This is a genomic window from Luteimonas campi, from assembly GCF_051162505.1.
Lineage (GTDB): Bacteria > Pseudomonadota > Gammaproteobacteria > Xanthomonadales > Xanthomonadaceae > Luteimonas.
In genome coordinates this window covers 187,285-208,671 of sequence record NZ_JBNWEM010000002.1, presented here as the reverse complement: position 1 = coordinate 208,671, position 21,387 = coordinate 187,285, and the positions used below count along the sequence as shown (strand labels likewise).

Annotated in this window: 20 protein-coding genes and 1 other RNA gene; 10 read left to right on the top strand and 11 right to left on the bottom strand. The window is 71.7% G+C overall.

The window, feature by feature from the left end; all coding sequences use genetic code 11:
• Positions 1–423 precede the first annotated feature (423 nt).
• The 5 genes from glnE (at position 424) to hemC (ending at position 6,829) form a co-directional block, all read left to right on the top strand.
• Positions 424–3,195, top strand: a complete 2,772-nt coding sequence (gene glnE / locus ACQYVW_RS06045) for a bifunctional [glutamate--ammonia ligase]-adenylyl-L-tyrosine phosphorylase/[glutamate--ammonia-ligase] adenylyltransferase (RefSeq protein WP_434946361.1) — start codon at positions 424–426, stop codon at positions 3,193–3,195.
• 206 nt (positions 3,196–3,401) lie between these two features.
• Positions 3,402–4,088, top strand: a complete 687-nt coding sequence (locus ACQYVW_RS06040; RefSeq protein WP_434946360.1) for an alpha/beta hydrolase — start codon at positions 3,402–3,404, stop codon at positions 4,086–4,088.
• Positions 4,089–4,092: 4 nt separating this feature from the next.
• The gene (locus tag ACQYVW_RS06035; RefSeq protein WP_434946359.1) at positions 4,093–5,136 is read left to right on the top strand and encodes a sensor histidine kinase; all 1,044 of its coding nucleotides are present in this window, start codon (positions 4,093–4,095) and stop codon (positions 5,134–5,136) included.
• Positions 5,133–5,864, top strand: a complete 732-nt coding sequence (locus ACQYVW_RS06030; RefSeq protein ID WP_434935277.1) for a LytR/AlgR family response regulator transcription factor — start codon at positions 5,133–5,135, stop codon at positions 5,862–5,864. Before ACQYVW_RS06035 ends, ACQYVW_RS06030 begins: the two co-directional genes overlap by 4 nt.
• 53 nt (positions 5,865–5,917) lie before the next feature.
• Positions 5,918–6,829 (top strand): hydroxymethylbilane synthase, encoded by a 912-nt coding sequence (gene hemC / locus ACQYVW_RS06025; protein WP_434935279.1) that lies wholly within the window; start codon positions 5,918–5,920, stop codon positions 6,827–6,829.
• Between the two features lie 6 nt (positions 6,830–6,835).
• On the opposite strand, the gene ACQYVW_RS06020 is transcribed toward hemC, so the two are convergent.
• The 3 genes from ACQYVW_RS06020 to ACQYVW_RS06010 form a co-directional block, all read right to left on the bottom strand.
• Positions 6,836–7,651: a DUF481 domain-containing protein gene (locus tag ACQYVW_RS06020; protein WP_434946358.1), complete on the bottom strand. Its 816-nt coding sequence runs from the start codon at positions 7,649–7,651 to the stop codon at positions 6,836–6,838.
• 64 nt (positions 7,652–7,715) lie between these two features.
• The gene (locus tag ACQYVW_RS06015) at positions 7,716–8,393 is read right to left on the bottom strand and encodes a DUF481 domain-containing protein (RefSeq protein WP_434935283.1); all 678 of its coding nucleotides are present in this window, start codon (positions 8,391–8,393) and stop codon (positions 7,716–7,718) included.
• Between the two features lie 103 nt (positions 8,394–8,496).
• Positions 8,497–10,251 carry an SLC13 family permease gene (locus ACQYVW_RS06010; RefSeq protein WP_434946357.1) on the bottom strand — a complete coding sequence of 585 codons (1,755 nt, stop codon included), beginning with the start codon at positions 10,249–10,251 and terminating at the stop codon, positions 8,497–8,499.
• Positions 10,252–10,465: 214 nt separating this feature from the next.
• On the opposite strand from ACQYVW_RS06010, the gene ACQYVW_RS06005 reads away from it, so the two are divergent.
• The 3 genes from ACQYVW_RS06005 (at position 10,466) to ACQYVW_RS05995 (ending at position 12,761) form a co-directional block, all read left to right on the top strand.
• Entirely contained in the window at positions 10,466–11,434 is a 969-nt protein-coding gene (locus ACQYVW_RS06005) for a helix-turn-helix transcriptional regulator (protein WP_434935286.1), read from the top strand.
• Positions 11,431–12,354, top strand: a complete 924-nt coding sequence (locus tag ACQYVW_RS06000; protein WP_434935288.1) for a patatin-like phospholipase family protein — start codon at positions 11,431–11,433, stop codon at positions 12,352–12,354. The genes ACQYVW_RS06005 and ACQYVW_RS06000 overlap by 4 nt, the downstream gene beginning before the upstream one ends.
• An 83-nt stretch (positions 12,355–12,437) precedes the next feature.
• The gene (locus ACQYVW_RS05995) at positions 12,438–12,761 is read left to right on the top strand and encodes a hypothetical protein (protein WP_434946356.1); all 324 of its coding nucleotides are present in this window, start codon (positions 12,438–12,440) and stop codon (positions 12,759–12,761) included.
• A gap of 90 nt (positions 12,762–12,851) precedes the next feature.
• On the opposite strand, the gene rpiA is transcribed toward ACQYVW_RS05995, so the two are convergent.
• The 7 genes from rpiA to ACQYVW_RS05960 all read right to left on the bottom strand — a co-directional run bounded on the left by rpiA (position 12,852) and on the right by ACQYVW_RS05960 (position 17,857).
• Positions 12,852–13,502, bottom strand: a complete 651-nt coding sequence (gene rpiA / locus ACQYVW_RS05990; RefSeq protein ID WP_434934095.1) for a ribose-5-phosphate isomerase RpiA — start codon at positions 13,500–13,502, stop codon at positions 12,852–12,854.
• 93 nt (positions 13,503–13,595) lie between these two features.
• Complete coding sequence (locus ACQYVW_RS05985; RefSeq protein WP_434934096.1) at positions 13,596–14,063, bottom strand: EVE domain-containing protein; 468 nt, start codon at positions 14,061–14,063, stop codon at positions 13,596–13,598.
• A complete protein-coding gene (locus ACQYVW_RS05980; RefSeq protein ID WP_434934097.1) occupies positions 14,060–14,641 on the bottom strand; it encodes a 5-formyltetrahydrofolate cyclo-ligase in 582 nt (193 codons plus the stop codon). The genes ACQYVW_RS05985 and ACQYVW_RS05980 overlap by 4 nt, the downstream gene beginning before the upstream one ends.
• 102 nt (positions 14,642–14,743) lie before the next feature.
• Positions 14,744–14,929, bottom strand: a non-coding RNA gene (gene ssrS / locus ACQYVW_RS05975) — 6S RNA.
• 155 nt (positions 14,930–15,084) lie between these two features.
• On the bottom strand, positions 15,085–15,384 hold the full coding sequence (locus tag ACQYVW_RS05970; RefSeq protein ID WP_434934098.1) for a cell division protein ZapA: 300 nt from the start codon (positions 15,382–15,384) through the stop codon (positions 15,085–15,087).
• Between the two features lie 10 nt (positions 15,385–15,394).
• Entirely contained in the window at positions 15,395–15,616 is a 222-nt protein-coding gene (locus ACQYVW_RS05965; protein ID WP_434934099.1) for a TIGR02449 family protein, read from the bottom strand.
• A gap of 30 nt (positions 15,617–15,646) precedes the next feature.
• On the bottom strand, positions 15,647–17,857 hold the full coding sequence (locus tag ACQYVW_RS05960) for a putative bifunctional diguanylate cyclase/phosphodiesterase (protein ID WP_434934100.1): 2,211 nt from the start codon (positions 17,855–17,857) through the stop codon (positions 15,647–15,649).
• Between the two features lie 141 nt (positions 17,858–17,998).
• Here ACQYVW_RS05960 and ACQYVW_RS05955 point away from each other — a divergent pair, with 141 nt between their 5' ends.
• Together ACQYVW_RS05955 and ACQYVW_RS05950 are read left to right on the top strand one after the other, a co-directional pair.
• Positions 17,999–18,544 carry a UPF0149 family protein gene (locus tag ACQYVW_RS05955; protein WP_434946355.1) on the top strand — a complete coding sequence of 182 codons (546 nt, stop codon included), beginning with the start codon at positions 17,999–18,001 and terminating at the stop codon, positions 18,542–18,544.
• A 105-nt stretch (positions 18,545–18,649) separates the two neighbouring features.
• The gene (locus tag ACQYVW_RS05950) at positions 18,650–19,975 is read left to right on the top strand and encodes an aminopeptidase P N-terminal domain-containing protein (RefSeq protein ID WP_434934102.1); all 1,326 of its coding nucleotides are present in this window, start codon (positions 18,650–18,652) and stop codon (positions 19,973–19,975) included.
• 58 nt (positions 19,976–20,033) lie between these two features.
• On the opposite strand, the gene thrC is transcribed toward ACQYVW_RS05950, so the two are convergent.
• A complete protein-coding gene (gene thrC / locus ACQYVW_RS05945) occupies positions 20,034–21,320 on the bottom strand; it encodes a threonine synthase (RefSeq protein ID WP_434946354.1) in 1,287 nt (428 codons plus the stop codon).
• Positions 21,321–21,387: the final 67 nt, after the last annotated feature.

The following is a 21,387-nucleotide window of genomic DNA, read 5'->3' as shown; positions in this document are numbered from 1 at the left end:
AGCCACTGCAGCGGCAGGAAGCACGCGTTGCAGGCGATGTAATCGTTACCATCGGGCGGCAGGCCGAACCCCGCGTCGTCCACGCTTAGTAAACCCGCCGGTATCGTTTTGCGGTGCAGCGTGCAACCGGTGTAACGAATCGTTCACGATGCCCCCGCACCCGACGTGGGGGAGGGAGCAAAGCCCGCTGGCAGGCAACTGCGAGCGGGCTTTTTTTGCCCGCCGCCCCACGCGTTCACAGCCGTCCGGGTGCACGTCGTGCCAGCCGTGCATGCGTTCGCACTGCGTGCGGGGAATCGCTTCAGGCCCCCCGGCGACCGCCACCGTGCGCTGCCTACGGACCTTGGTGTGCGTCGATGTCGACGTCGGCGGCGATGATGATCGACGCGTGGCTGCAACCGGTCCTGCTGCCACAATCGCCGCATGGATGACGCACGCTCACAGTCAGAGGCCATCGCCGACCGCGCGCTTGCGCGCTTCCCCGCCCTGGCCGAGGACGATCCGCTGCGCGGACGTCTGCGGCAGGTGGCTATCGCCAGCGACTTCGCGATCGATGTCCTGGTGCAGCAGCCGGCGTTGCTGGCGCGGCTGGCGCAGGACGATGGGGCCGAGGCTTTGCCGCCGCCCGCGCTCGATGCCGACCGGCGGGAGGACTGGCCGCGCCTGCTGCGCCAGCATCGGCGCGGCGAGTCCACGCGCCTGGTCTGGCGCGACGTGCTCGGCCTGGACGGGGTGGATGCCACGCTCGCCGGTACCACGCGCCTGGCCGAACAATGCCTGTGCGTGGCCCTGGATGCGCTGGAGCAGGATTTCGCCCGCCGCCACGGCGTGGCGCGCGACCGTGAGGGCCGGCCGCTGCGCCTGGTCGTGTTCGGCATGGGCAAGCTCGGCGGCGGCGAGCTCAATTTCAGTTCCGACATCGACCTGGTCTACGCCTACGAGGCCGGCGGCGAGAGCGACGGCGGCCGGCCGCTGGCCGCCGAAGACTATTTCGCGCGCCTGGGCCAGCAGTTGGCCAGGCTGCTGGACGAGACCACGGTGGACGGCTTCTGCCATCGCGTCGACCTGCGGCTGCGTCCCTTCGGCAACGCCGGACGGGTGGCGATGAGCTTTGCCGCGCTGGAACTCTACTTCCAGCGCGAAGGTCGCGACTGGGAACGCTACGCCTGGCAGAAGGCGCGCCCGGTCGCCGGCGATCTCGACGCCGGGCGGCGCTTCCTGGATACGCTGCGCCCCTTCGTCTACCGGCGTTACCTCGACTTCGGCGCGCTCGACGGCCTGCGCCAGATGAAGTCGATGATCGCCGCCGAAGTCGCGCGCCAGGATCTCGCCGACGACATCAAGCGTGGCCCGGGCGGCATCCGCGAGATCGAGTTCCTCGCCCAGGCGCTGCAGCTGATCCGGGGCGGTCGCGAGCCGGCGTTGCAGCAGCCGCGGCTGCTGCCCGCACTGGACGCCTTGCGCGAGGCCGGCCAGATCGGCGCGGACACCGCCGCGGCCCTGGTCGACGACTACCGCTTCCTGCGCCGCCTGGAAAACCGGCTGCAGATGCTGCGGGATGCGCAGACCCACGTGCTCCCGGCCTCCGCCGTCGACCGCGACCGCATCGCGCGCGGGCTCGGGCATGCGCACTGGGAATCGCTGGCCTCGGCGACGGCGCAGCGCCGGGAACGCGTGGCACAGGAGTTCGACGCACTGCTGTCGCAGCGCTGCCAGCAACCGTCGGTGGACCACGACATCGCCGCCTACTGGCGCGCGCTGCCCGAGGGCAGCGGCGCCGAGGCGCTGGCGGCCGCAGGCTTCGGCGACGCCGGCAACGTGGACGCGGCGCTGAGCGACTTCGCGCGCTCGCCCAACGTGCGCGAACTGTCCGACGCCGCGCGCGCGCGCCTGGACCGGGTGATGCCGGTCCTGCTGCAGGCGTCGGTGCCGGCCACGCGGCCGCTGCAGGCGATCCGGCGGCTGCTCGCCCTGCTGCACAACATCCTGCGCCGCGCGAGCTATCTGGCCCTGCTCGACGAACATCCGCCGGCACTGGCGCGGCTGGTCGATCTGGTCACGCGCAGCGCACTGCTGGCCGAGCGCCTGGCCGCGCACCCCATCCTGCTCGACGAACTGCTCGATGCGCGCAGCGATGGATCGCAACTCACCCGCGAACTGTTCGAGGAGGCCTGCCGCGGCGACGATGGCGACGACACCGAGAGCGCGCTGTTCGCGCTCAACGAGGTCCGCCAGCAGCTCAGCTTCCGCATCGCGCTGGCCACGCTGGACCGCCGCCAGCCGGCCCAGGACAGCACCCGCCAGCTCGCCTGGCTGGCCGACGCCGTGGTGCGGGAGGTGCTGGCGCTGGCCCGGAGCGAACTGCAGGCGGCGCACGGCGACATCGCCGGTGCCGGCTTCGCGGTGCTCGGCTACGGGAGCCTCGGCGGCGAGGAGCTGGGCTTCGGCTCCGACCTCGACCTGGTGTTCCTGTACGACGCGCCGCTGGAGGCGCAGTCCGATGGCCCGCGCCCGCTGGATGCGCCGCGCTGGTTCGCACGTCTGGCGCAGAAGGTCGTGGCGCTGCTGGGCGCGGTCACCGGCGCCGGACGCCTGTACGACATCGACGTGCGGCTGCGTCCCGACGGCGGCAAGGGCCTGCTGGTGTCCTCGCTCGCCAGCTACGGCGACTACCAGCGCGAACGCGCCTGGACCTGGGAGCACCAGGCCCTGGTGCGCGCGCGCTGCGTGGCGGGGGATGCCGAACTGGCCGCAGCGTTCGACAGCGTACGTGCCGCCACCCTGGGACGCAGCCGCGACGGCGCGGCCCTGCGCGCCGATGTGGTGTCGATGCGCGCGCGCATGCGCGCCGAACTGGATCGTGGCGGCGAGGGGCTGTTCGACCTGAAGCAGGGCGAGGGCGGGCTGGTCGACCTGGAGTTCCTGCTGCAGTACCTGGTGCTGCGCGATGCAGCCACGCAGCCGGCGCTGCTGTCGCCGCGCGCCACGCCGCTGCTGCTCGACGCGCTGGCAGAGGCCGGCAGGCTGGATGCGCCGACCGCGGCGGCATTGCGCGACGCGCATGCGCTGCTGGTGGCGGCGGGCCTGGACTGCACCCTCGACCGTCGCACCCGGATCGTGCCGCTCGACGACGCCCTGGAGGCCGCGCGCGCGACGATCCGCGCGGCCTGGCGGAACCACGGGCTGGCAGATTGACGCGCAGGCCTGCGCCTCCCCGCGCATCCGCATACGGGACTGTCCGCGTCGCGTGGGTGACAGCGGACCGCCACAGCGCCTGCCGGTCGCGCCGCATGCAGCAGGCCTGTTCCATGCGACCGGCGCGCGTCGCGCGTGGCGGCCTGCGGCGGGGGACACGGGGCGGCACGGTATAGTCGCCGCTCCATCGACGGGGACAGGACAGGATGAGCGATCAGGAACCGCAGCTGCTGGAGACGATCGAGCGCGAAACCGGCGCCGATCCCGCCTGGAGCGTGCTGTGGCTGCATGGCCTGGGCGCGGACGGCAACGACTTCCTGCCGATCCTGCCCGAGCTGGTGCGTCGCGACTGGCCCTCGATCCGGTTCGTGTTCCCGCATGCGCCCATGCGCGCGGTGACGATCAACAACGGCGCCCGCATGCGCGCCTGGTACGACATCCGCGACTTCGACCTGGCCAACCGCGCCGACGAACAGGGCGTGCTGGAGTCCATCGCCCAGGTCACCGCGCTGATCGACCGCGAGATCGCGCGCGGCATCCCCGCCTCGCGGATCTTCCTGGCCGGTTTTTCCCAGGGCGGGGCGATCACCCTGGCCGCCGGACTGCGCCGGGAAACGCCGCTGGCCGGCCTCGTCGGCCTGTCCACCTACCTGCCGGGCGCCGCGACCGCCGCAGCCGCACTGACGGCGGCGGCCCGCGCGCAGCCGCTGTTCATGGCCCACGGCAGCGCCGATCCGGTGGTGCCCTTCGCGGCGGGCGAGCAGTCCGCCGCCTGGCTGCGCCAGCACGGCTTCGAGGTCGATTTCCATCGCTACCCCATGCCGCACTCGGTCTGCATCGAGGAGATCCGCGACCTCGGCGACTGGTTCGGCAAGCGGCTCGCGGCCGGCTGAGCGGATGCGCCCCGGGTCTGGCGACGAGCCCTGGCTGCCGGACCTGTGCCGGATGCCACGGCTGGTCGGGATGCTGGGCCTGGCGCAGCTGACCGTGCTGGTGGTGGCGCTGGTGCCGGACGGTTCCCGCGAATGGGACCTGCGCGGGTTCGTCAATGCGAGCGGCTACGCCTTGTGGCTTGCGCTGTCGGTGTCCGGGTTGCTGTGCGTGCTTCGACGCGCGCTGTCGGCCCTGCCGATGCGCACCGGCGCGCTGGTCGCGGTGGCGCTGTCGGTGGCCGTCGCCGGACTGGCGTCGGCCATCGTCCATGGACTGTTCTCCAGCGTGGGCGAGAGCGGCGAACTGCCCGGACTGCTGAGGTTCACCACGGGCAGCGCGGCCGTGGTGGCGCTGCTGACGGCGCTGGCGCTGCGCTACTTCTACGTCATCGACCGCTGGCAGGCGCAGGTGGGCGCGCATGCCAGGGCGGAGGCGGATGCGCTGCAGGCGCGCATCCGTCCGCACTTCCTGTTCAACAGCATGAACATGATCGCGAGCCTGGTGCAGCGCGATCCCGAGGTGGCGGAGCGCGCCGTCCTCGACCTGTCCGACCTGTTCCGCGCGGCCCTGGGCGCAGGCGAACACTCTTCGCTGGGGGAGGAGATCGATCTGAGCGAACGCTACCTCGCCATCGAGCAGTTGCGGATGGGCGAGCGGCTCCGGATCGCGTGGCGCAAGCAGGACGACCTGCCGCTGTCGCTGCGGATGCCGCGGCTGGTGCTGCAGCCGCTGCTCGAGAACGCGGTGCTGCACGGGATCTCGCGCCTGCCGCAGGGCGGCACCATCGAGATCGACATCGACGTGGGCAACGGGGCGTTGAACCTGCAGGTGCGCAACCCCTCGCTGCCTCCCGGGCCGGGCAGTCGCCACGGGGCGGGCCATGCGCATCGCAGCATCGGCCACCGCCTGGGCTACATGTTCGGCCCCCAGGCTCGCATGGTGTCGGGCTGGGACGATGGCTATTATGTCTGCAAGATCACGCTCCCGCTGGACAAGGTGCCCCAGTGAAGATCGTCATCGCCGACGACGAACCGCTAGCGCGCGAGCGCCTGCGTGCGCTGCTGGCCGCGCAGGCGGACGTGCAGGTGGTGGCCGAGGTCGGCGACGGGCACGAGACCCTGCATGCCTGCGCGCAGCACGATCCCGACCTGGTCCTGCTGGACATCGCCATGCCCGGCATCGACGGGCTGGAGGTGGCGCGGCACCTGCAGGCATTCGAGCCGCGTCCGGCGGTGGTGTTCTGCACGGCCTACGATGCCCATGCGCTGTCGGCATTCGACGCCGAGGCGGTCGACTACCTGGTCAAGCCGGTGCGTGCCGAGCGTCTGGCCTCCGCGCTGCAGCGGGCGCGGGTCCTGGCCGCGGGACGTCAGCAGCGGGCCGGCAACGGGTCCGAGGGCGCGCGCCGCACCCATCTGTGCGCGCGGCTGCGCGGCAGCCTGCGGCTGATCCCGATCGAGGACGTGCGCTACCTGCAGGCCGAAGAGAAGTACGTGGTGGTCCACCACGCGCGCGGCGAGGACCTGATCGAGGAGTCGCTCAAGTCGCTGGAGGACGAACTCGGCGACCGCTTCGTGCGCATCCACCGCAATTGCCTGGTGGCACGCCACGAACTGGTCGAACTGCGCCGCGGACTGGACGGCCATGTGCACGCCATCCTGCGCCACGGCGATCGCCCGCTCGAGGTCAGCCGGCGCTGCGTGGCGCAGTTGCGCGACACCGTTCGCAGCCTCTAGCCCCGTCAGGCGCGCCCTGCCCGCCGGGCCGGCGCGCGGGGGATAATGCGCGCATGGACATCCTCCGCATCGCCACCCGCAAGAGCCCGCTCGCCCTGTGGCAGACCGAACACGTGGCCGCGCGCCTGCGCGCCGCCCACCCGGGGCTGGAGGTCGCGCTGGTGCCGCTGAGCACGCGCGGCGACGAAGTGCTGGACCGCTCGCTGGCCGCGATCGGCGGCAAGGGTCTGTTCCTCAAGGAGCTGGAAGTGGCGATGCAGCGCGGGGACGCCGACTGCGCGGTGCATTCGCTCAAGGATGTGCCGATGGAACTCGAGCCGGGCTTCGTGCTGCCGGCGATCCTGGAGCGCGCCGACCCAGCCGACGCCTTCGTCAGCAACCGCTACGAGGGCATCGACGCGCTGCCCGAGGGTGCCTGCGTGGGTACCTCGTCGCTGCGGCGCCAGGCGCAGCTGCGCGCGCGCCGGCCGGACCTGCGGCTGCGCGACCTGCGCGGCAACGTCAACACGCGCCTGGCCAAGCTCGATGCCGGCGAATACGACGCGATCGTGCTCGCCTGCGCCGGCCTGCTGCGGCTGGGGCTGGAGGCGCGCATCCGCGACCGCCTGCTGCCCCCGCAATGGCTGCCCGCGCCTGCGCAGGGCGCGATCGCGGTTGAGAGCCGCGACGGCGACGCACGCATCCAGCGCCTGCTGGTCGTCCTCGACCACGCGCCCACCCGGCGCTGCGTGGAGGCCGAGCGGGCCATGAATCGCGCCCTGCACGGCAGCTGCCACGTGCCGGTGGCGGCCTTCGCGCAGGAGTCGGGCGACGGCCAACTGCAGCTGCAGGGGCTGGTGGGCGATGCGACGGATGGCCGCCTGGTGCGCGCCGGCTCCGCCGGTGCCGATGCCGAGGCCCTGGGGCGCGAGGTGGCCGGCCAGCTGCTGGCCAGCGGCGCGGGCGCATTCCTGCCGCCGCGCTGAGCCCGCTCAGCGGAAGCTGTAGACCAGGTTGAGCGTGGTCAGGGTGTCGGTCCGGCGCACGCCGGCAGCCTCGTCGACCTCGGTGTTGTGGCGGGTCTGCAGGCCCGCCTTGAGCGCCAGCTTGTCGCTCATCGCCACGCTGATGGCGAGGTCGTTCTGGGCGAAGGTGTTGTCCGCGCCCGATTCCACCAGCAGGGTGTTCAGCAACTGGGTGTTGCCGGTGAGCCGATGGCTCAGTTCGGCGCGGGCGCGCAGGATCGCATCGCCCACCGATTCCCCGGTCTCGGCGCTGCGCGCGCGACGCAGGCCGGGTCCGATCTCGCCGGAGAGCCGGGTGCGCTCGTTGTCGACCATGAGCCGGCCGTAGTTGAGCGAGGCGGTGGCCTGCTGCTCCCAGGCCGAGAAGTCGTCGTGCTCGTAACGCAGGCTGCCCACCAGGGAGTGACGCGGGTCGAACCTGTAGCCGCTGGAACCGCCGAGTTCGAAGCGGTTGGCGCTGAGCGCGTAGCGCTGCTCCTCGATGCCGTCGCCATCGAAGTCGCCGCTGCTCTCGCTGCGCGCGCGCAGCGCGGCCGCGTGCAGGCGATGCTGCCAGCGCGCGTCCTCGCGCGTGAAGGCGAGCCGGGTATTGAGGCTTTCGGAACGCGCGTTGCCGCGCGACAGCGCGAAGCCCAGCTCGCCGGTGCCGGTCCAGCCTTCGGCGACATCGACGGCATCGACGGCATCGACAGCATCGACAGCATCGGCTTCCGCGGCCAGGGCAGGCAGGCTGGCGCAGGTCAGGAGGAGGGTGGCGAGCGGACGGATCGGGAACAGGTTCACGTGGCAGGAATGCAGGCGAATGCCGGCCTGCGCGCGCCGGCCGGGCGAATGGAAGACGGTAGGGTCAGAAGGCGTAGTGCAGCCGCAGCGAGCCTTCGCGGTCGGTGTGGCCCTGACCGCCGTTGCCGGCGGTGTCGTGGCGCAGTTCGAAGTCGCCCAGCAGCGACCATTGGGGCGCGAGTTCCAAGTCCAGGCCGATGGTCTGGCGCAGATAGGCGTTCTCGCGGCCGCGCTCCAGACGGACCTGCTGGTTCAGCGAGCCGAAGTCGCCCAGCCGCTGCGACAGCCGCAGCTGGCCCATCGCCACCGGCCCCTGCGCGGCGGTGCCGTAATTGGCGTAGGGCTGCAGGCGGTAGCCGGTGCCCAGTTCGAGCTGGACGCGGGTCTGCGGATTGCGCACCGCCTCCATCCCGTAGCGCGCATCGACCAGGGCCGCGCCTCCGCTGGAATGGAACCAGTCGCGGCGCGAGGCCGGGGAATGCAGGCCGATGAAGCGGCGCGTGGCCAGGCGGGGCAGCCGCCGCGGCCGGATCTCGTCCACCACCCCCGGCGCGGTCGCCGGGGCCAGCGTGCGCCGGGCCTGCTGCCATTCCGCGTCGGGACACACCAGGCGCAGGCAGGGCTGGCGCAGCGACACCCGCCCCGAGGCGACCGCCATCGCCGCCGGCTGGTCCGGCGCTTCGGGCAGGGGCTGCAGGAATACGGGCAGGCCGACGACGGCCAGCCACCAGCTGGCGAGCATCCGGACTCCGGGGTGGAAACGGTTTCGGCAGCCATTGTGCCAAGCGCCGCCGTGATCTCAACTGAACCGCAGGCCCACCGCGGCCCCGGGCCGCCGGATGGGCTCAGAACGGGAAGAAACGCGGGATCAGCAGGATCGCGGCGGTGCAGAACACCACGTTGAGCGGGATCCCCATGCGCACGAAGTCCGAGAACCGGTAGCCGCCGGCGGTGAAGACCATGGTGTTGGTCTGGTAGCTGATCGGCGTGGCGAAGCTGGTGGAGGCCGCGAAAGCCACCGCCACCAGCAGCGGCTTGGCGTCGATGCCCATCGACTCGGCGGTCGCCAGGGCGATCGGCACCACCAGCACCGCCGAGGCGTTGTTGCTCATGAACTCGGTGGCGATCGAGGTCATCAGGTAGACCGCGGCCAGGGCCGCCAGTGGCCCGAATCCGCCCAGGGAACCGATCAGGAAGTCGGCCGCCAGCGCCGCACCGCCACTCTTCTGCAGGGCGATGCCGAGCGGCAGGATCCCGGCCAGCAGCAGGATCACCCGCCAGTCGATGGCCCGGTAGGCCTCGTCCGGCTCGATCAGGCGGAACACCAGCAGGCAGGCGCATCCGAGCAGCGCCGCCTCCACGATCGACAGCCAGCCCAGCGCCGCCACCGTGATCGCGGCGACCATGATCAGCACCGACGCCGTGGCGCGGAACACGTCGACCTTGGCCTGCCTGCGTGCGCCCAGCACGATCATCCCCTTGTCCGCGCGCAGGTCCTCGATCGCCTTGGCCGGCGCATCCAGCAGCAGCACGTCGCCGAGGTCGAGCTGCACCTGGTCGAGCGGCTGGCGCACGTCGAGCAGGCGCCGGTGGATGCCGTGGACGCGCGCGCGATACATGTGGCCGAAGCGCATGCCGGCCAGGGTATGGCCGATCAGGTGCGAACCCGGCGACACCATCACCTCGACCTGCATGCGCTCGGCATCGATATCGCCGTCGAGGTCGCGCGCCACGTGGTCGAAGCGCAGCTTGCGCGCCTTGCGCACCGCGGCGATGCGTTTCCACTCGCCACGCAGCAGCAGGCGATCGCCTGCGCGCACCTGAGCCTCGCTGCCGTGGAGCGCGCGGCCGTCGCGCAGGATCTCCAGCACGACCACGTCGTCGATGCTGTCGGGCACCACCTGTTCGCGGCGCAGCCCGATGGCCCCTGATTCTTCCGGCACCAGCAGCTCGGCCACGTAGCGGCCGACGTGTTCGTGCTCCTCGGTGCCCGGCACGCCGCGATCGGGCAGCAGCCAGCGCCCTACCGTCATCAGGTAGAGCATGCAGATGCCGACGAAGACCAGCCCCAGCGGCGCGAACTCGAACAGGGTGAAGCCCACGCCGGTCGCGTCGCGGGCCATGGAATCCACCAGCAGGTTGGTCGAGGTTCCGATCAGGGTGCACACGCCCGCGGCCTGCGACATGTACGACAGCGGGATCAGGAACTTCGACGGTGCCCAGCGGTTGGCGGTGCTGGCCGCCAGGACCAGCGGCAGGAACACGGCCACGGTGGCGGTGTTGTTGACGAACGCCGCCACGCACGAGACCAGCACCAGCATCACCAGCAGGAACAGCCATTCGTAGCGGATCTTCGACAGCACCTCGCCGATGGCCGCCACCGCGCCGTTGCGCTGCAGCGCCGCGCTCAGCACGAACATCGCCGCGACCATGATCGTGGCCTGGTTGCTGAAGCCCGACAGCCCGTCCGCCAGGCTGATCGTGCCGGTGACCACCAGCGCGGTCATCACCAGCAGGGCGACCACGTCGACCCGCAGCTTCTCGGTCACGAACAGGGCGATCGCGCCGGCCAGGATCGCCAACGTCAGCCACAGCGCCATGCCGTCTCCCAGGTGCATGGGGTCGGCGCGCGCATTGCCGCCCGCCCCGCCACCGCCGTCGTTGTTCCGGTCCTGCTGCTGGCCACGTCCGGCCGATCCCCCGCGATATCCACCGCGCATGGTGGGGCCGGTGCCGCGGGGCTGCAAATCCGGGTGCCCGGACGGCGCCGGAACACGGGCCCGCAGCGCCCCCGGACAGCGCATAATCGCCCGCATGGACCGATACGAACGCATCCTGTCCCTGCACCGCATCCTCAAGACGTCGCGCTACCCGGTGACGGTGGCGCGGCTGCAGGGGGAGCTGGAATGTTCCCGCGCCACCGTCTACCGCGACCTGGCCTTCCTGCGCGACGCGCTGATGGCGCCGATCGTCGGCGACGGCGAAGCCGGGTTCCGCTACGACGCCGAGGAGGGCGGGCGCTTCGAGCTGCCGGGGTTGTGGCTCAATTCCGACGAGCTGCACGCCCTGCTGGCCGCGCAGCAGTTGCTCTCGCGCAGCGCCGGCGGGGTGCTGTCGAGCGCACTGGCGCCCCTGCAGTCGCGCATCGACAGGCTGCTCGACGAGCATTCGGCCGGCAAGCAGTGGCCGGTCGAGCGGGTGCGCGTGATCCCGCACCGCGGGCGGCGCATGGACGAGCACGTGTTCCGCAACGTCTGCTCGGCGGTGCTGCAGCGCCGGCAGCTGGCGTTCGATTACCGCGCCCGCTCCACCGACGAGAAGACCCGTCGCACGGTTTCGCCGCAGCGTATCACCCACTACCGCGACAACTGGTACCTCGACGCCTGGGACCACGAGCGCGAGGCGCTGCGCAGCTTCTCGGTCGACCGCATCGCCACCGCGCGCGTGCTCGATCCTCCCGCCCGCGACATCGACGAGGCCGAGCTCGACACCCACCTGGCCGGCAGCTACGGCATCTTTTCCGGCCCGGCCAAGGGCGTGGCGACGATCGTGTTCAGCGCCAAGGCCGCGCGCTGGGTGGCCGACGAACACTGGCATTCGCAGCAGCAGGGCCGCCTGCTGCCCGACGGGCGCTACGAGCTGAAGCTGCCCTACAGCGCCTCCCGCGAACTGCTGATGGACGTGCTGCACTACGGCGCCGACGCCGAGATCGTCGGCCCGCCCGCGCTGCGCGAGCAGGCCAAAGCGCTGCTGCAGCTGGCGCTGTCGAACTACGAGCGGTGAGGCCCGACGCGCCCGCCGCTCCCGCGCAGGTTGCCGGGCAGGAACGCATCGCGCTGGCGCTGGGCGCCGGCGGCGCGCGCGGCCTGGCCCAGATCGGGGTGATCGAGGTGCTGGAGGAGCGCGGGTTCCGCATCGACGCGGTGTCCGGATCCTCCAGCGGCGCGCTGGTGGGCGGCATCTTCGCCGCAGGCCGGCTGCGCGAGTTCGACCAGCGCCTGCGCGCCATGTCGCGCAACGACATCCTGCGCCTGCTCGATCCGGGCTGGCGACGTTCGGGGGTGCTGCGCGGGCAGCGCCTGGTGGACACGATGCGCGAGGTCGTGGGCGACCCGCTGATCGAAACCCTGCCGGTCGAGTTCACCGCGGTCGCGGTCGATCTGGAGCGCCAGCGCGAAGTCTGGATCCGCGAGGGCCGGCTGTGGGACGCGCTGCGCGCCTCGTTCGCGATCCCGGGGCTGTTCACCCCGCACCCGGTCAACGGACGCGCGCTGGTCGACGGTGGCCTGCTGGCGCCGCTGCCGATCACGGCGACGCGGTTGGCCGATGCGCATCGGCTGGTGGCCGTGGACATGCATGGCTGGCCGCGGCGGCCTCCGGGCGAGCCGGCGTCCCCGGGCGCCGATGAGGATCCCCCGGGCCTGGGCGCGCGGGTCGGCAACTGGCTGGAGCGGGTGGTGCGCGGTGTGGACGACGCACCGGCCGGCGATGCGCTGCAGATGGCGCTGCCGGAGATCATGTCGCGGTCGCTGGACACGATGCAGGCGCAGATCGCGCGGGTGCAGCTCGCGCTCGACCCGCCCGAGCTGCTGATCCGGATCCCCCGCGACGTCTGCCAGTTCTACGAGTTCTGGCGCGCAGCCGAGCTGATCGACGTGGGCCGGCTCGCCGCGACCCGAGCGCTGGACGCCGCCGGCTACTGAGCCGGCAGGCGGGCGCGGCCGGCCGCGTCGCAACCCATGAGATGTCCCTGGCCGAGGCTGTCGTCCCGCCCAGGAGTGCCGCCATGACCACAGCGTTCCCGACCCGCCGGACCCCCGCCCAGCCCCTGCGCCAGCTCGAGGCCGCCCTGCTGGGCGCGTTGCTGCTCGGCGGCCTGGCCGTGCTGTCGCTGCCCACGCCGGGCTGGATGAGCCTGTGGCTGCTGCTGGCCCCGTCCGCGAGCCTGGCGGCGGCATTCGCGCTGCGCCTGCTGCGCCCCGGCCCGGGCTGCGCCGGTTCCCTGCCGATGGCCCGGCCGCGTCGCCGCCCGGCCGCCGCGATGGCCCGGCGCCGGCGCGCCCCATCGCGGCGCGCATCGCGCCTGCTGGCGGCCCTGGTGCTGCGCTGAGATCGCCGGATCCCCACTGGGCTGGATCGATCCGGACGGCGGACGCCAGGCTGCGCGGGGTCGAGCCTGCCTGGCAGGGACCTCCGACCTTCAGCGCAGGACCAGCGGCGGCTCCCCGCCCACGATCACCACGTCGGCGGGACGCCGGGCGAACAGGCCCACGCTGACCACGCCGGGAATCTGGTTGAGTTCACGCTCCAGCGCCACCGGGTCGGCGATGCGCAGGTTGTGCACGTCCAGGACCGCGTTGCCGTTGTCGGTGACCACGCCCTCGCGCCACACCGGCTGCCCGCCGGTGCTGGCGAGGATCTCGCGCGCGACCAGGCTGCGCGCCATCGGGATCACCTCGACCGGCAGCGGGAAGCGTCCCAGCACGTCGACGCGCTTGGCCGGATCGATGATGCAGACGAAGCTGCGGCTGGCCTCGGCGATGATCTTCTCGCGGGTCAGCGCCGCGCCGCCGCCCTTGATCAGGCAGCGCTGCGGATCGCATTCGTCGGCACCGTCGACATACAGCGCCAGCGGCCCGGTGGCGTTGAGGTCGAGCACCTCGATGCCGTGCTGTTTCAGACGTGCGGTGCTCTGCTCCGAGCTCGACACCGCGCCGGCGATGCGGTCGCGGATGCGGGCGAGCGCGTCGATGAAATAGGCCACGGTCGAGCCCGTGCCGACGCCGACGACCATGCCGTCCTCGACGAATTCGATGGCCTTCTCGCCGGCCAGGCGCTTGTGTTCGGACATGGGGCTGGCAACTCGGATCTGGACTGGATGGGAAGAAGAGGGCGCCCGCGCAGCGACGGCGGCAGGGGACGGGTGTCGGCGATGCGTCGGCCGTTACTCCAGCGACAGCAGCAGCTTCCACTGCGCCGCCGTGACCGGGAGCACCGACAGGCGCGAGCCCTTGCGGATCAGCGCGAACTCCTCGCCCAGCGCCTCGGCATGGCCGCGGATCTCGTCGAGCGACACCGCGCGCGCGAGCTTGCGCACGAACTTCACGTCCACCAGGTCCCAGCGCGGCTGCTCGCGCGTGGCCTTCTCGTCGAAGTACTTGGACTTCTTCTGGAACTGGGTCGGATCGGGATAGGCCGCGCTCGCCACCTCGGCGATGCCGTAAATGCCGGGCACGTCGGTATTGGAGTGGTAGAACAGCACGCCGTCGCCCACCTGCATCTGGCGCATGAAGTTGCGCGCCTGGTAGTTGCGCACGCCGGTCCAGGGTTCGGTGACGACGCGCTCGAGGTCGTCGATGGAGAAGTCCGTGGGTTCGGACTTCATCAGCCAGTAGCGCTTGCGTGGACTCATGGATCTACCAGGAAGGTCTCGGATTCGGTGCAGACCGCGTCGAGCGGGATGTCCCAGGGCTCGGGGGCGATGGCTGTGGCCTGCTGCATAGCGAACGCCGCGCCCACCAGGCGCGGCGGCGGCGGCCGGTCCACGCGGAACGCGAAGCTGCGATCGTACCAGCCGCCCCCCATGCCCAGCCGGTGGCCGTGCGCGTCGAAGGCGACCAGTGGCACGACCACGAGGTCGAGCTGCTCGGGACGCAGCAGCTGCGCCGGCGGCACGTCTGGTTCGGGAATGCCGTAGCGGTTGCTGGTCAGCGGCGCGCCCGGCCGCCATGGCGCGAACCGCAGCGTGTTGTCCGCGTGCAGCACGGGCAGGCAATAGCTGAGCTCGCGCGGCAGGCGCATCTGCCACACGTGCAGGGCGATCTCGCCGTCGAGTGCCCAATATCCGGCCACGTGGCCGGTACGCGGGGCGAAGGGCAGGGCCAGCAGGCGTGCGGCCAACGCATCGGCCGCCGCGATCCGCTGCGCGGCCGGCAGCGCGCGCCGGCGCTCGCGCAGTTCGCGGCGCAGCGCGGCGCGGTCGTCGTTCATCGGAAAGGTCGGCGCGGGAACATGCGCCTATTGTGACCGGCGCTGCACCGGGACTGGAAGCGCGCCGCGGCCTGCCCACGCGACGCGCGCCCTGGAATGAATACGTCCTCCGCCTGTGCCGATGCCTGCGAAACGACCTTGAACCCGGGGTTCAAGTGGGAACGCTTGGGATCCATCGGGCTTCCCGCTGCGAGGCGGACCTGCACACCCGGATTCCGCGGCGCCCCCGTGGTCGTCATTAAGGGACAAGGCGAATGTTGCGCATGCCGTCGATCACGGCAGAGGACGCAGGCGCAGTATAGCCCGCACGTAGAACCTGCCAAGCCCGTTCGTCGGCGCCAGGATGGTGCGGTTCATTGAAGTCCGATGTCCGGCGCGGTCCAGCCGGATCGGCGGGTTGCAGGGCGGCGATGGCGCGCGCGGACGTGAGGGGAGCGCGGTCGTCAGCGTGCGTCGATCAGGTCGTCGAGCTTGCGCTGCAGGCCTTCGAGCAGATCGGCCATTTCGCGGTCGCGCTGCGCGTTCTCCACGCGGACCTGCTGCAGCTCATGCGCCAGGTTCAGCGCCGCGAGCACGGCCACGCGATCCACCGCGGCCATGCGGTTGCTGCCGCGCACCTCGCGCATGCGTTCGTCGAGCAGCTTTGCCGCCGCGACCAGGCTGTCGCGGCCGTCCGCCGACACGCCCACCGTGTACTCGCGGTCGAGCAGGCGAACGTTGACCGCCTCGCTGGTGCCGCTCATGCGCAGGCGCTCACGTGTGCTGCTCCAGCGACTTGAGCCGCGCGATCATCGCCTCGACCCGCGAGCGCGCCTGTTCGTTCTTGGCCAGCAGCTGCGAGCGTTCGCCGGAAATCTGCTCGTGCTGCTGGCGCAGCGAGCGGTTCTCCTCGGCCAGCCTCTGGGCACGGTCGACCAGCGCGTCGATGCGCGCGGTCAGCGCGCGGAGCTGGGCGATCACGTCGGGGCGGTCCATGGCGGCACGATAGCAGGCCGCGCGGAGCGGTCAAGGCGCCGCCAGCGGCGTCGCCAGCGCCTGTTCCTCGGCGGGGCGCCAGTTGCGGATGAATGCCAGGCAGGCGTGCCCTTCCAGCGGCTGCGACAGCCAGAATCCCTGCACCTCGTCGCAACGGTGGTCGCGGAGGAAGCGTGCCTGCGCATCCGTCTCCACCCCTTCCGCGACCACGTTCAGGCCCAGCGAATGGGCCATCGTGATCACTGTGCTGGTGATCGCCGCGTCTTCCGGGTCGTGGGTGAGGTCGCCGATGAAGGCCTTGTCGATCTTGATCGTGGTGATGGGCAGCCGCTTCAGGTAGGCCAGAGAGGAGTAGCCGGTGCCGAAATCGTCGATCGCCAGCGACACGCCCAGTTCGCGGAAGGACTGCAGCTTGGCGGCGGCATGCTCGGCGTTGGCCATCAGCACGCTCTCGGTCAGCTCCAGCTCCAGCGCGCTCGGGGGCAGGTCGACATCGGCCAGCACCCGGCTCACCACCTCGGGGAAATCGCCGCGCAGCAGCTGCAGCACCGAGACATTGACCGACACGGTGAGGTCGGTCAGCCCATGCTGGCGCCAGCGCTGGAGGGTCAGGCAGGCCTCGCGCAGCACCCATTCGCCGATTTCCAGAATCAGGCCGCTCTCCTCGGCCATCGGGATGAAGTCCGAGGGCGGGATCTCGCCGTGTTCGTCGCTGGTCCAGCGCAACAGCGCTTCTACCCCGGTGATCCGGCCCTGCGCGAGCGCCATCCGCGGCTGGAACACCAGGCGCAGCTCGCCGCGGTCGAGCACCTTGCGCAGCGCGCCGGAGATGGTCGCGCGCTGGCGCACCACCACGTCCATCGCATCGTCGTAGCGCATGAAGGTGCGGCGGCCGGCGGCCTTGGCCTGGTACATCGCGGTGTCGGCCTGCTTGAGCAGCTCGGTCGGCACGTGCGCGTGGTCGGGGTAGAGGCTGATGCCGATCGACGGCGAGATCGCGATCTCGCGGCGGTCGTCGAGCAGGAGCGGCGCCTCGAAGGCCATGATGATCTCGCGCGCCACCCGGTCGGCCTCCTCGGGGGCGTCCAGGTTCTCCAGCACCACGGTGAATTCGTCGCCGCCCAGGCGGGCGACGGTGTGGTGCATGCCCACGGTCTGCTGCAGGCGCGCGGCCGCGGCGCGCAGGATGCGGTCGCCGGCGGCATGGCCGAGCGAGTCGTTGACGTCCTTGAACCGGTCCAGGTCCAGGAACAGCACCGCGATGCGGTTGTCCTCGCGGTGCGCGCGCACGATCGCGCGCGACAGGCGCTCGGACAGCAGCGAACGGTTGGGCAGGTTGGTCAGGGTGTCGAAGTTGGCCAGGTAGCGCAGCTCCTGCTCGGCGCGCTTCTGCTGGGTGATGTCGTTGAGCACGATCACGTACAGGATCAGCTGGCCGTTCTTGTCGTAGACCGTGCTGGTTTCGATCTGGCAGAGGAACTCCTCGCCGTCCTTGCGTCGTTGCCAGATCTCGCCGGTCCAGCGGCCCTTGCGCCGGATCTGCTCGCGGATGTGCTGGTAGAAGGCGCCGTCGTGCTGGAGGCTGTCGAGGATGCTGGCGTTGCGCCCGATCACCTCGTCCTCGTCGTAACCGGTCATCCGCAGGAAGGCGGGGTTGACGGAGACGAAGTCGAAGTTGCGGTCGATCACCACGACCGCCTCGTTCATGCTGCGCAGCACCTCGCTGGAGATGCGCAGCTCGCGTTCGGCCGCCCGGGTGCCGGTGATGTTGAGTGCGGTGCCCGCGATCCGCAGCACCCGGCCGTGCTCGTCGCGCGCCACCGCGCGCCCGCGCGCGCGCATCCACACCCATTCCCGATTGCGCTCGATGCGCAGCTCGGCCAGGAAGGTGTCGGTCTTGCCGGCGATGTAGTCGGCGATGCGCTGGCGCGCCATCGGCAGGTCGTCGGGATGGATGATCGCCGCGAGGTCGACCACATCCTCGCCCAGTCCGCCCCCCGGGTCCTCGGGCGAGTCCAGCGCCAGGCGGTTGATCCGCCCGGTGGCCACGTCATAGTCCCAGTAGCGCTCGCCGGTGGCCCAGAGGGCCAGCTTCAGGCGTTCCTCGCGGTCGCGCAGCCGGGCGAGGTGCGCGCGCTCGCTCTGGCGGCGGCGCAGGGTGATGACGACCAGCGCGATCAGCAGCACCGACACGGCGGCGGCCGCGCCCATGAGCTGGAGATCCCCCGGATTGGTCGGCACGCGGCGAACCCCTGCGCGTAGCGTTCATGGACCGGCCGAGTGTAGGTGCCAACGCCAGCCCGCAACAAGCGCGCCCGACGCGGCGGCATGCAGCGGCCGCGCCGAGGCTCTAGACTGGACGCCCCCGTCCGGACCCCGCCCGTGCCTCCAGCCTTGCCCCCCCTGCAGGACGTCGAATCGGCCTGCCGCGACCGTGAACTGGGTGCCGACGCGAGCGAACTGCACGGTGGCCTGTGCGGCTGGCTGGCCGGCGGCGGCAGCGATGGCCCGGGCTGGCTGGCGCAGGTGCTGGCCGATCCCGAGATCGCCGCAGTGGCGCCGGGCGATGCCCTCGACCGGCTGCGCGAGGCCAGCGTGTCCCAGCTGGAGGACCGCGAGTTCGGCTTAGAACTGCTGCTGCCCGACGCCGAGGCCAGCCTCTACGAACGCAGCGGGGCCCTGTTCGGCTGGTGCCGCGGCTTCGTCGGCGGTTTCGGGCTGGCGGCCGGCGCGACCCCGCCGCTGTCGGCCGAAGGGCAGGAAGCCCTGGCCGACCTGGTGCGTCTTTCGGCCGCGGCGCCGGAGGAAGGCGGCGACGAGGAAGACGAAGACGCGCTGGCGGAGATCGAGGAATACGTCCGGGTCGCGGTGCTGCTGCTGCACGGCGACTGCGCGCTGGGCCCGCGCCATCGCGGGCGCCTGAACTAGGGTGCCGAGGGTGCCCGGGGTCGGATCCATGCGCGCGGCGATGCGCGCTCCCGCCGTTCCGCCGCATCCGCGGTCGCCGCTCGCGATGACGGGAGGCAGGCGCTGATGCGGCCGGCCACCGGCATCACCGCCCAGGGGTATGCCCGGCGCCGGCGCCAGCTGATGCGCATGGCCGGCGACGACGCCATCCTCGTGCTGCCGGCTGCCCCGGAGCGCATCCGCAGCCGCGACACCCATTACCCGTACCGCCAGGACTCCGACCTGTGGTACCTCACCGGCTTTCCCGAGCCGGAGGCGGTGCTGGTGCTGGTGCCGGGGCGCCAGCACGGCGAGACCCTGCTGTTCTGCCGCGAACGCGACCCCGAGCGCGAGGGCTGGGATGGCCCGCGTGCGGGTCCCGAAGGCGCGGTCGAGGCCTTCGGCATGGACGATGCGTATCCGATCGACGACCTCGACGAGATCCTGCCCGGCCTGCTGGAAGGCCGCAGCCGCGTCTACTACCACTTTGGCCGCGACACCGAGTTCGACCTCAAGCTGATCGGATGGCTGAACCGCGTGCGCGCACAGGTCCGCCTGGGCGCGCAGCCGCCGCACGAATTCCTGGAACTGGGCCACCTGCTGGACGAGATGCGGCTGTTCAAGTCGCGCGACGAGCTGCGGCTGATGCGGCAGGCCGCGCGCATCAGCGTGCAGGCGCACGAGGCGGCAATGCGCGCGGCGCGGCCCGGCGTGCACGAATACGTATTGCAGGCCGAGCTGGAGCGCGTGTTCCGGGCCGCCGATGCGGAGCCGGCGTACTCGAGCATCGTTGGCGCCGGCGCCAACGCCTGCGTGCTGCACTACCGGGCCAATGCGGGCCAGGCCCGCGACGGCGACCTGGTGCTGATCGACGCGGGTGCCGAGTACCGCGGGTATGCCGCCGACATCACCCGCACCTTCCCGGCCAATGGCCGCTTCAGCCCGGCGCAGCGCGCGCTGCACGAACTGGTCGACGCCGCCTACGCTGCGGCGCTGGCGCAGGCGCGGCCGGGCGTCGCCTACGAAACCGGGCACAACGCGGCAGTCGAGACGCTCACCGAGGGGTTGCTCAGGCTCGGCCTGCTCAAGGGCAGGCTCGAGAAGAACATCGCCGACGCCAGCTACAAGCGCTACTACCGGCACAAGACCGGGCACTGGCTCGGCCTGGACGTGCACGACGTGGGCGACTACCGCATCGACGGCGAATCGCGGCTGCTCGAGCCCGGCATGGTGTTCACCATCGAGCCGGGCCTGTACATCCCCGCCGACGACAGCAGCGTCGCGGCCAAATGGCGCGGGATCGGCATCCGCATCGAGGACGACGTGGCCATCACCCGCGAGGGCCACGAGGTCCTCACCGCAAGGCTGGCGCGCAGCGCCGACGAGATCGAGGCCTTCATGGCGGCGCGCTGAGCGCGCACCGGTGCACGCCGTCAGTCGCGGCCGGAGGGCGACACCGGCCCTGGGCCCCTCAGGCTTCCAGCACCGCCCGCAGCGCGTCGTAGTCGGCCGCCATGGGCGTGGCCTGGGCCGGCCTGGCCAGGCACTCGGCCAGCGCCGGCGGCGGCTGCACCACGTGCCCTACCAGCGGCTCGACGATGCTGTCGAACTTGGCCGGGTGCGCGGTCGCCACCACCGCCCAGTCGCGGGTGTCGCCGGCTGCGCGCAGGTCCTGCAGCAGCTTCAGCCCGGTCGCGGTGTGCGGACAGGCCACGATGCCATGGCGCGCGGGCGCCTCGCGGACCACGTCGCGGATGGTGGCATCGTCCACGGTGGTGGCGACGAAGGCGGCACGCAGCGCCTCGTCGCTGCCTAGCCAGTGGCGCAGGCGTTCGAAGTTGCTCGGCGCCCCCACGTCCATCGCGTTGGCCAGGGTGGCGAGCGTGGCGCGCGGCGCGTAGTCGCCGCCGGAGAAGTAGCGCGGCAGCGTGTCGTTGGCATTGCAGGCCAGGCGGATCTCGCCCACCGGCGCTCCCATCGCGCGCGCGACGAAGGCGGCACTGGCGTTGCCCAGGTTGCCGGTCGGCACGATGAAATTCAGGACTCGCCCGTGCGCGGCGTGGAAGCGGCTGGCCGCATGCGCGTAATAGGCCGCCTGCGGCAGCAAGCGGCCCAGGCTGATGCTGTTGGCCGAGCCCAGGGCCACCTTCGATCGCAGCGCGGCGTCGGACAGCGCCAGCTTGGCCAGGCGCTGGCAGTCGTCGAAGCTGCCGTCCACGCGCCAGGCCGCGACGTTGTCGCCCCAGCAGCCCAGCCCGTGCGCCTGCCGCGGCGAGACCATGCCGTCCGGATACAGGATCGCCACGCGAAAGCCGGGACGCATGTGGAACGCCGCGGCCACTGCGGCGCCAGTATCGCCCGAGGTCGCGACCACGATGGTGGTGGACGGGGCGGCGGGATCGCGCAAGCCCTCGAGCGCGCGCGCCAGGAAGCGCGCGGCGTAGTCCTTGAACGCCGCGGTCGGCCCGTGGAACAGCTCCAGTGCGTGGTCGCCGGTGCCGCTCAGCGGCCGCAACGGCGCCTCGAACGAGAACGCGTCCTCGCAGATCGCCGCCAGCCGGTCGCGCAGCGCGGAGTCGACGAAGAAGGGCGCCAGCGTGCGCAGTGCAGTCCCGGGCAGGCGCTCATCCGGTCGGGCGAAGTCCACCGTCGGGATGGATGCGGGCACGTACAGGCCGCCGTCGGGCGCCAGGCCGGCCACAAGCGCGGCATCGATCGGGGTCGGCGCGACCTGTCCGCGGGTACTGATGAACTGCATGGCTGTCTGTTCGCTCCAAGACGGGTGGGCGGGGCCGGCGGCGCGATGCCACGCCCGGGGGGCGGGG

What these genes read in the sequence shown, in the direction of transcription:
- glnE (WP_434946361.1), top strand. Translation starts at nt 424, where the DNA reads ATGGATGACGCACGCTCACAGTCAGAGGCCATCGCCGACCGCGCGCTT.
- ACQYVW_RS06040 (WP_434946360.1), top strand. Translation starts at nt 3,402, where the DNA reads ATGAGCGATCAGGAACCGCAGCTGCTGGAGACGATCGAGCGCGAAACC.
- ACQYVW_RS06035 (WP_434946359.1), top strand. Translation starts at nt 4,093, where the DNA reads ATGCGCCCCGGGTCTGGCGACGAGCCCTGGCTGCCGGACCTGTGCCGG.
- hemC (WP_434935279.1), top strand. Translation starts at nt 5,918, where the DNA reads ATGGACATCCTCCGCATCGCCACCCGCAAGAGCCCGCTCGCCCTGTGG.
- ACQYVW_RS06015 (WP_434935283.1), bottom strand. Translation starts at nt 8,393, where the DNA reads ATGCTCGCCAGCTGGTGGCTGGCCGTCGTCGGCCTGCCCGTATTCCTG.
- ACQYVW_RS06010 (WP_434946357.1), bottom strand. Translation starts at nt 10,251, where the DNA reads ATGGCGCTGTGGCTGACGTTGGCGATCCTGGCCGGCGCGATCGCCCTG.
- ACQYVW_RS06005 (WP_434935286.1), top strand. Translation starts at nt 10,466, where the DNA reads ATGGACCGATACGAACGCATCCTGTCCCTGCACCGCATCCTCAAGACG.
- ACQYVW_RS05995 (WP_434946356.1), top strand. Translation starts at nt 12,438, where the DNA reads ATGACCACAGCGTTCCCGACCCGCCGGACCCCCGCCCAGCCCCTGCGC.
- rpiA (WP_434934095.1), bottom strand. Translation starts at nt 13,502, where the DNA reads ATGTCCGAACACAAGCGCCTGGCCGGCGAGAAGGCCATCGAATTCGTC.
- ACQYVW_RS05985 (WP_434934096.1), bottom strand. Translation starts at nt 14,063, where the DNA reads ATGAGTCCACGCAAGCGCTACTGGCTGATGAAGTCCGAACCCACGGAC.
- ACQYVW_RS05980 (WP_434934097.1), bottom strand. Translation starts at nt 14,641, where the DNA reads ATGAACGACGACCGCGCCGCGCTGCGCCGCGAACTGCGCGAGCGCCGG.
- ACQYVW_RS05970 (WP_434934098.1), bottom strand. Translation starts at nt 15,384, where the DNA reads ATGAGCGGCACCAGCGAGGCGGTCAACGTTCGCCTGCTCGACCGCGAG.
- ACQYVW_RS05965 (WP_434934099.1), bottom strand. Translation starts at nt 15,616, where the DNA reads ATGGACCGCCCCGACGTGATCGCCCAGCTCCGCGCGCTGACCGCGCGC.
- ACQYVW_RS05950 (WP_434934102.1), top strand. Translation starts at nt 18,650, where the DNA reads ATGCGGCCGGCCACCGGCATCACCGCCCAGGGGTATGCCCGGCGCCGG.
- thrC (WP_434946354.1), bottom strand. Translation starts at nt 21,320, where the DNA reads ATGCAGTTCATCAGTACCCGCGGACAGGTCGCGCCGACCCCGATCGAT.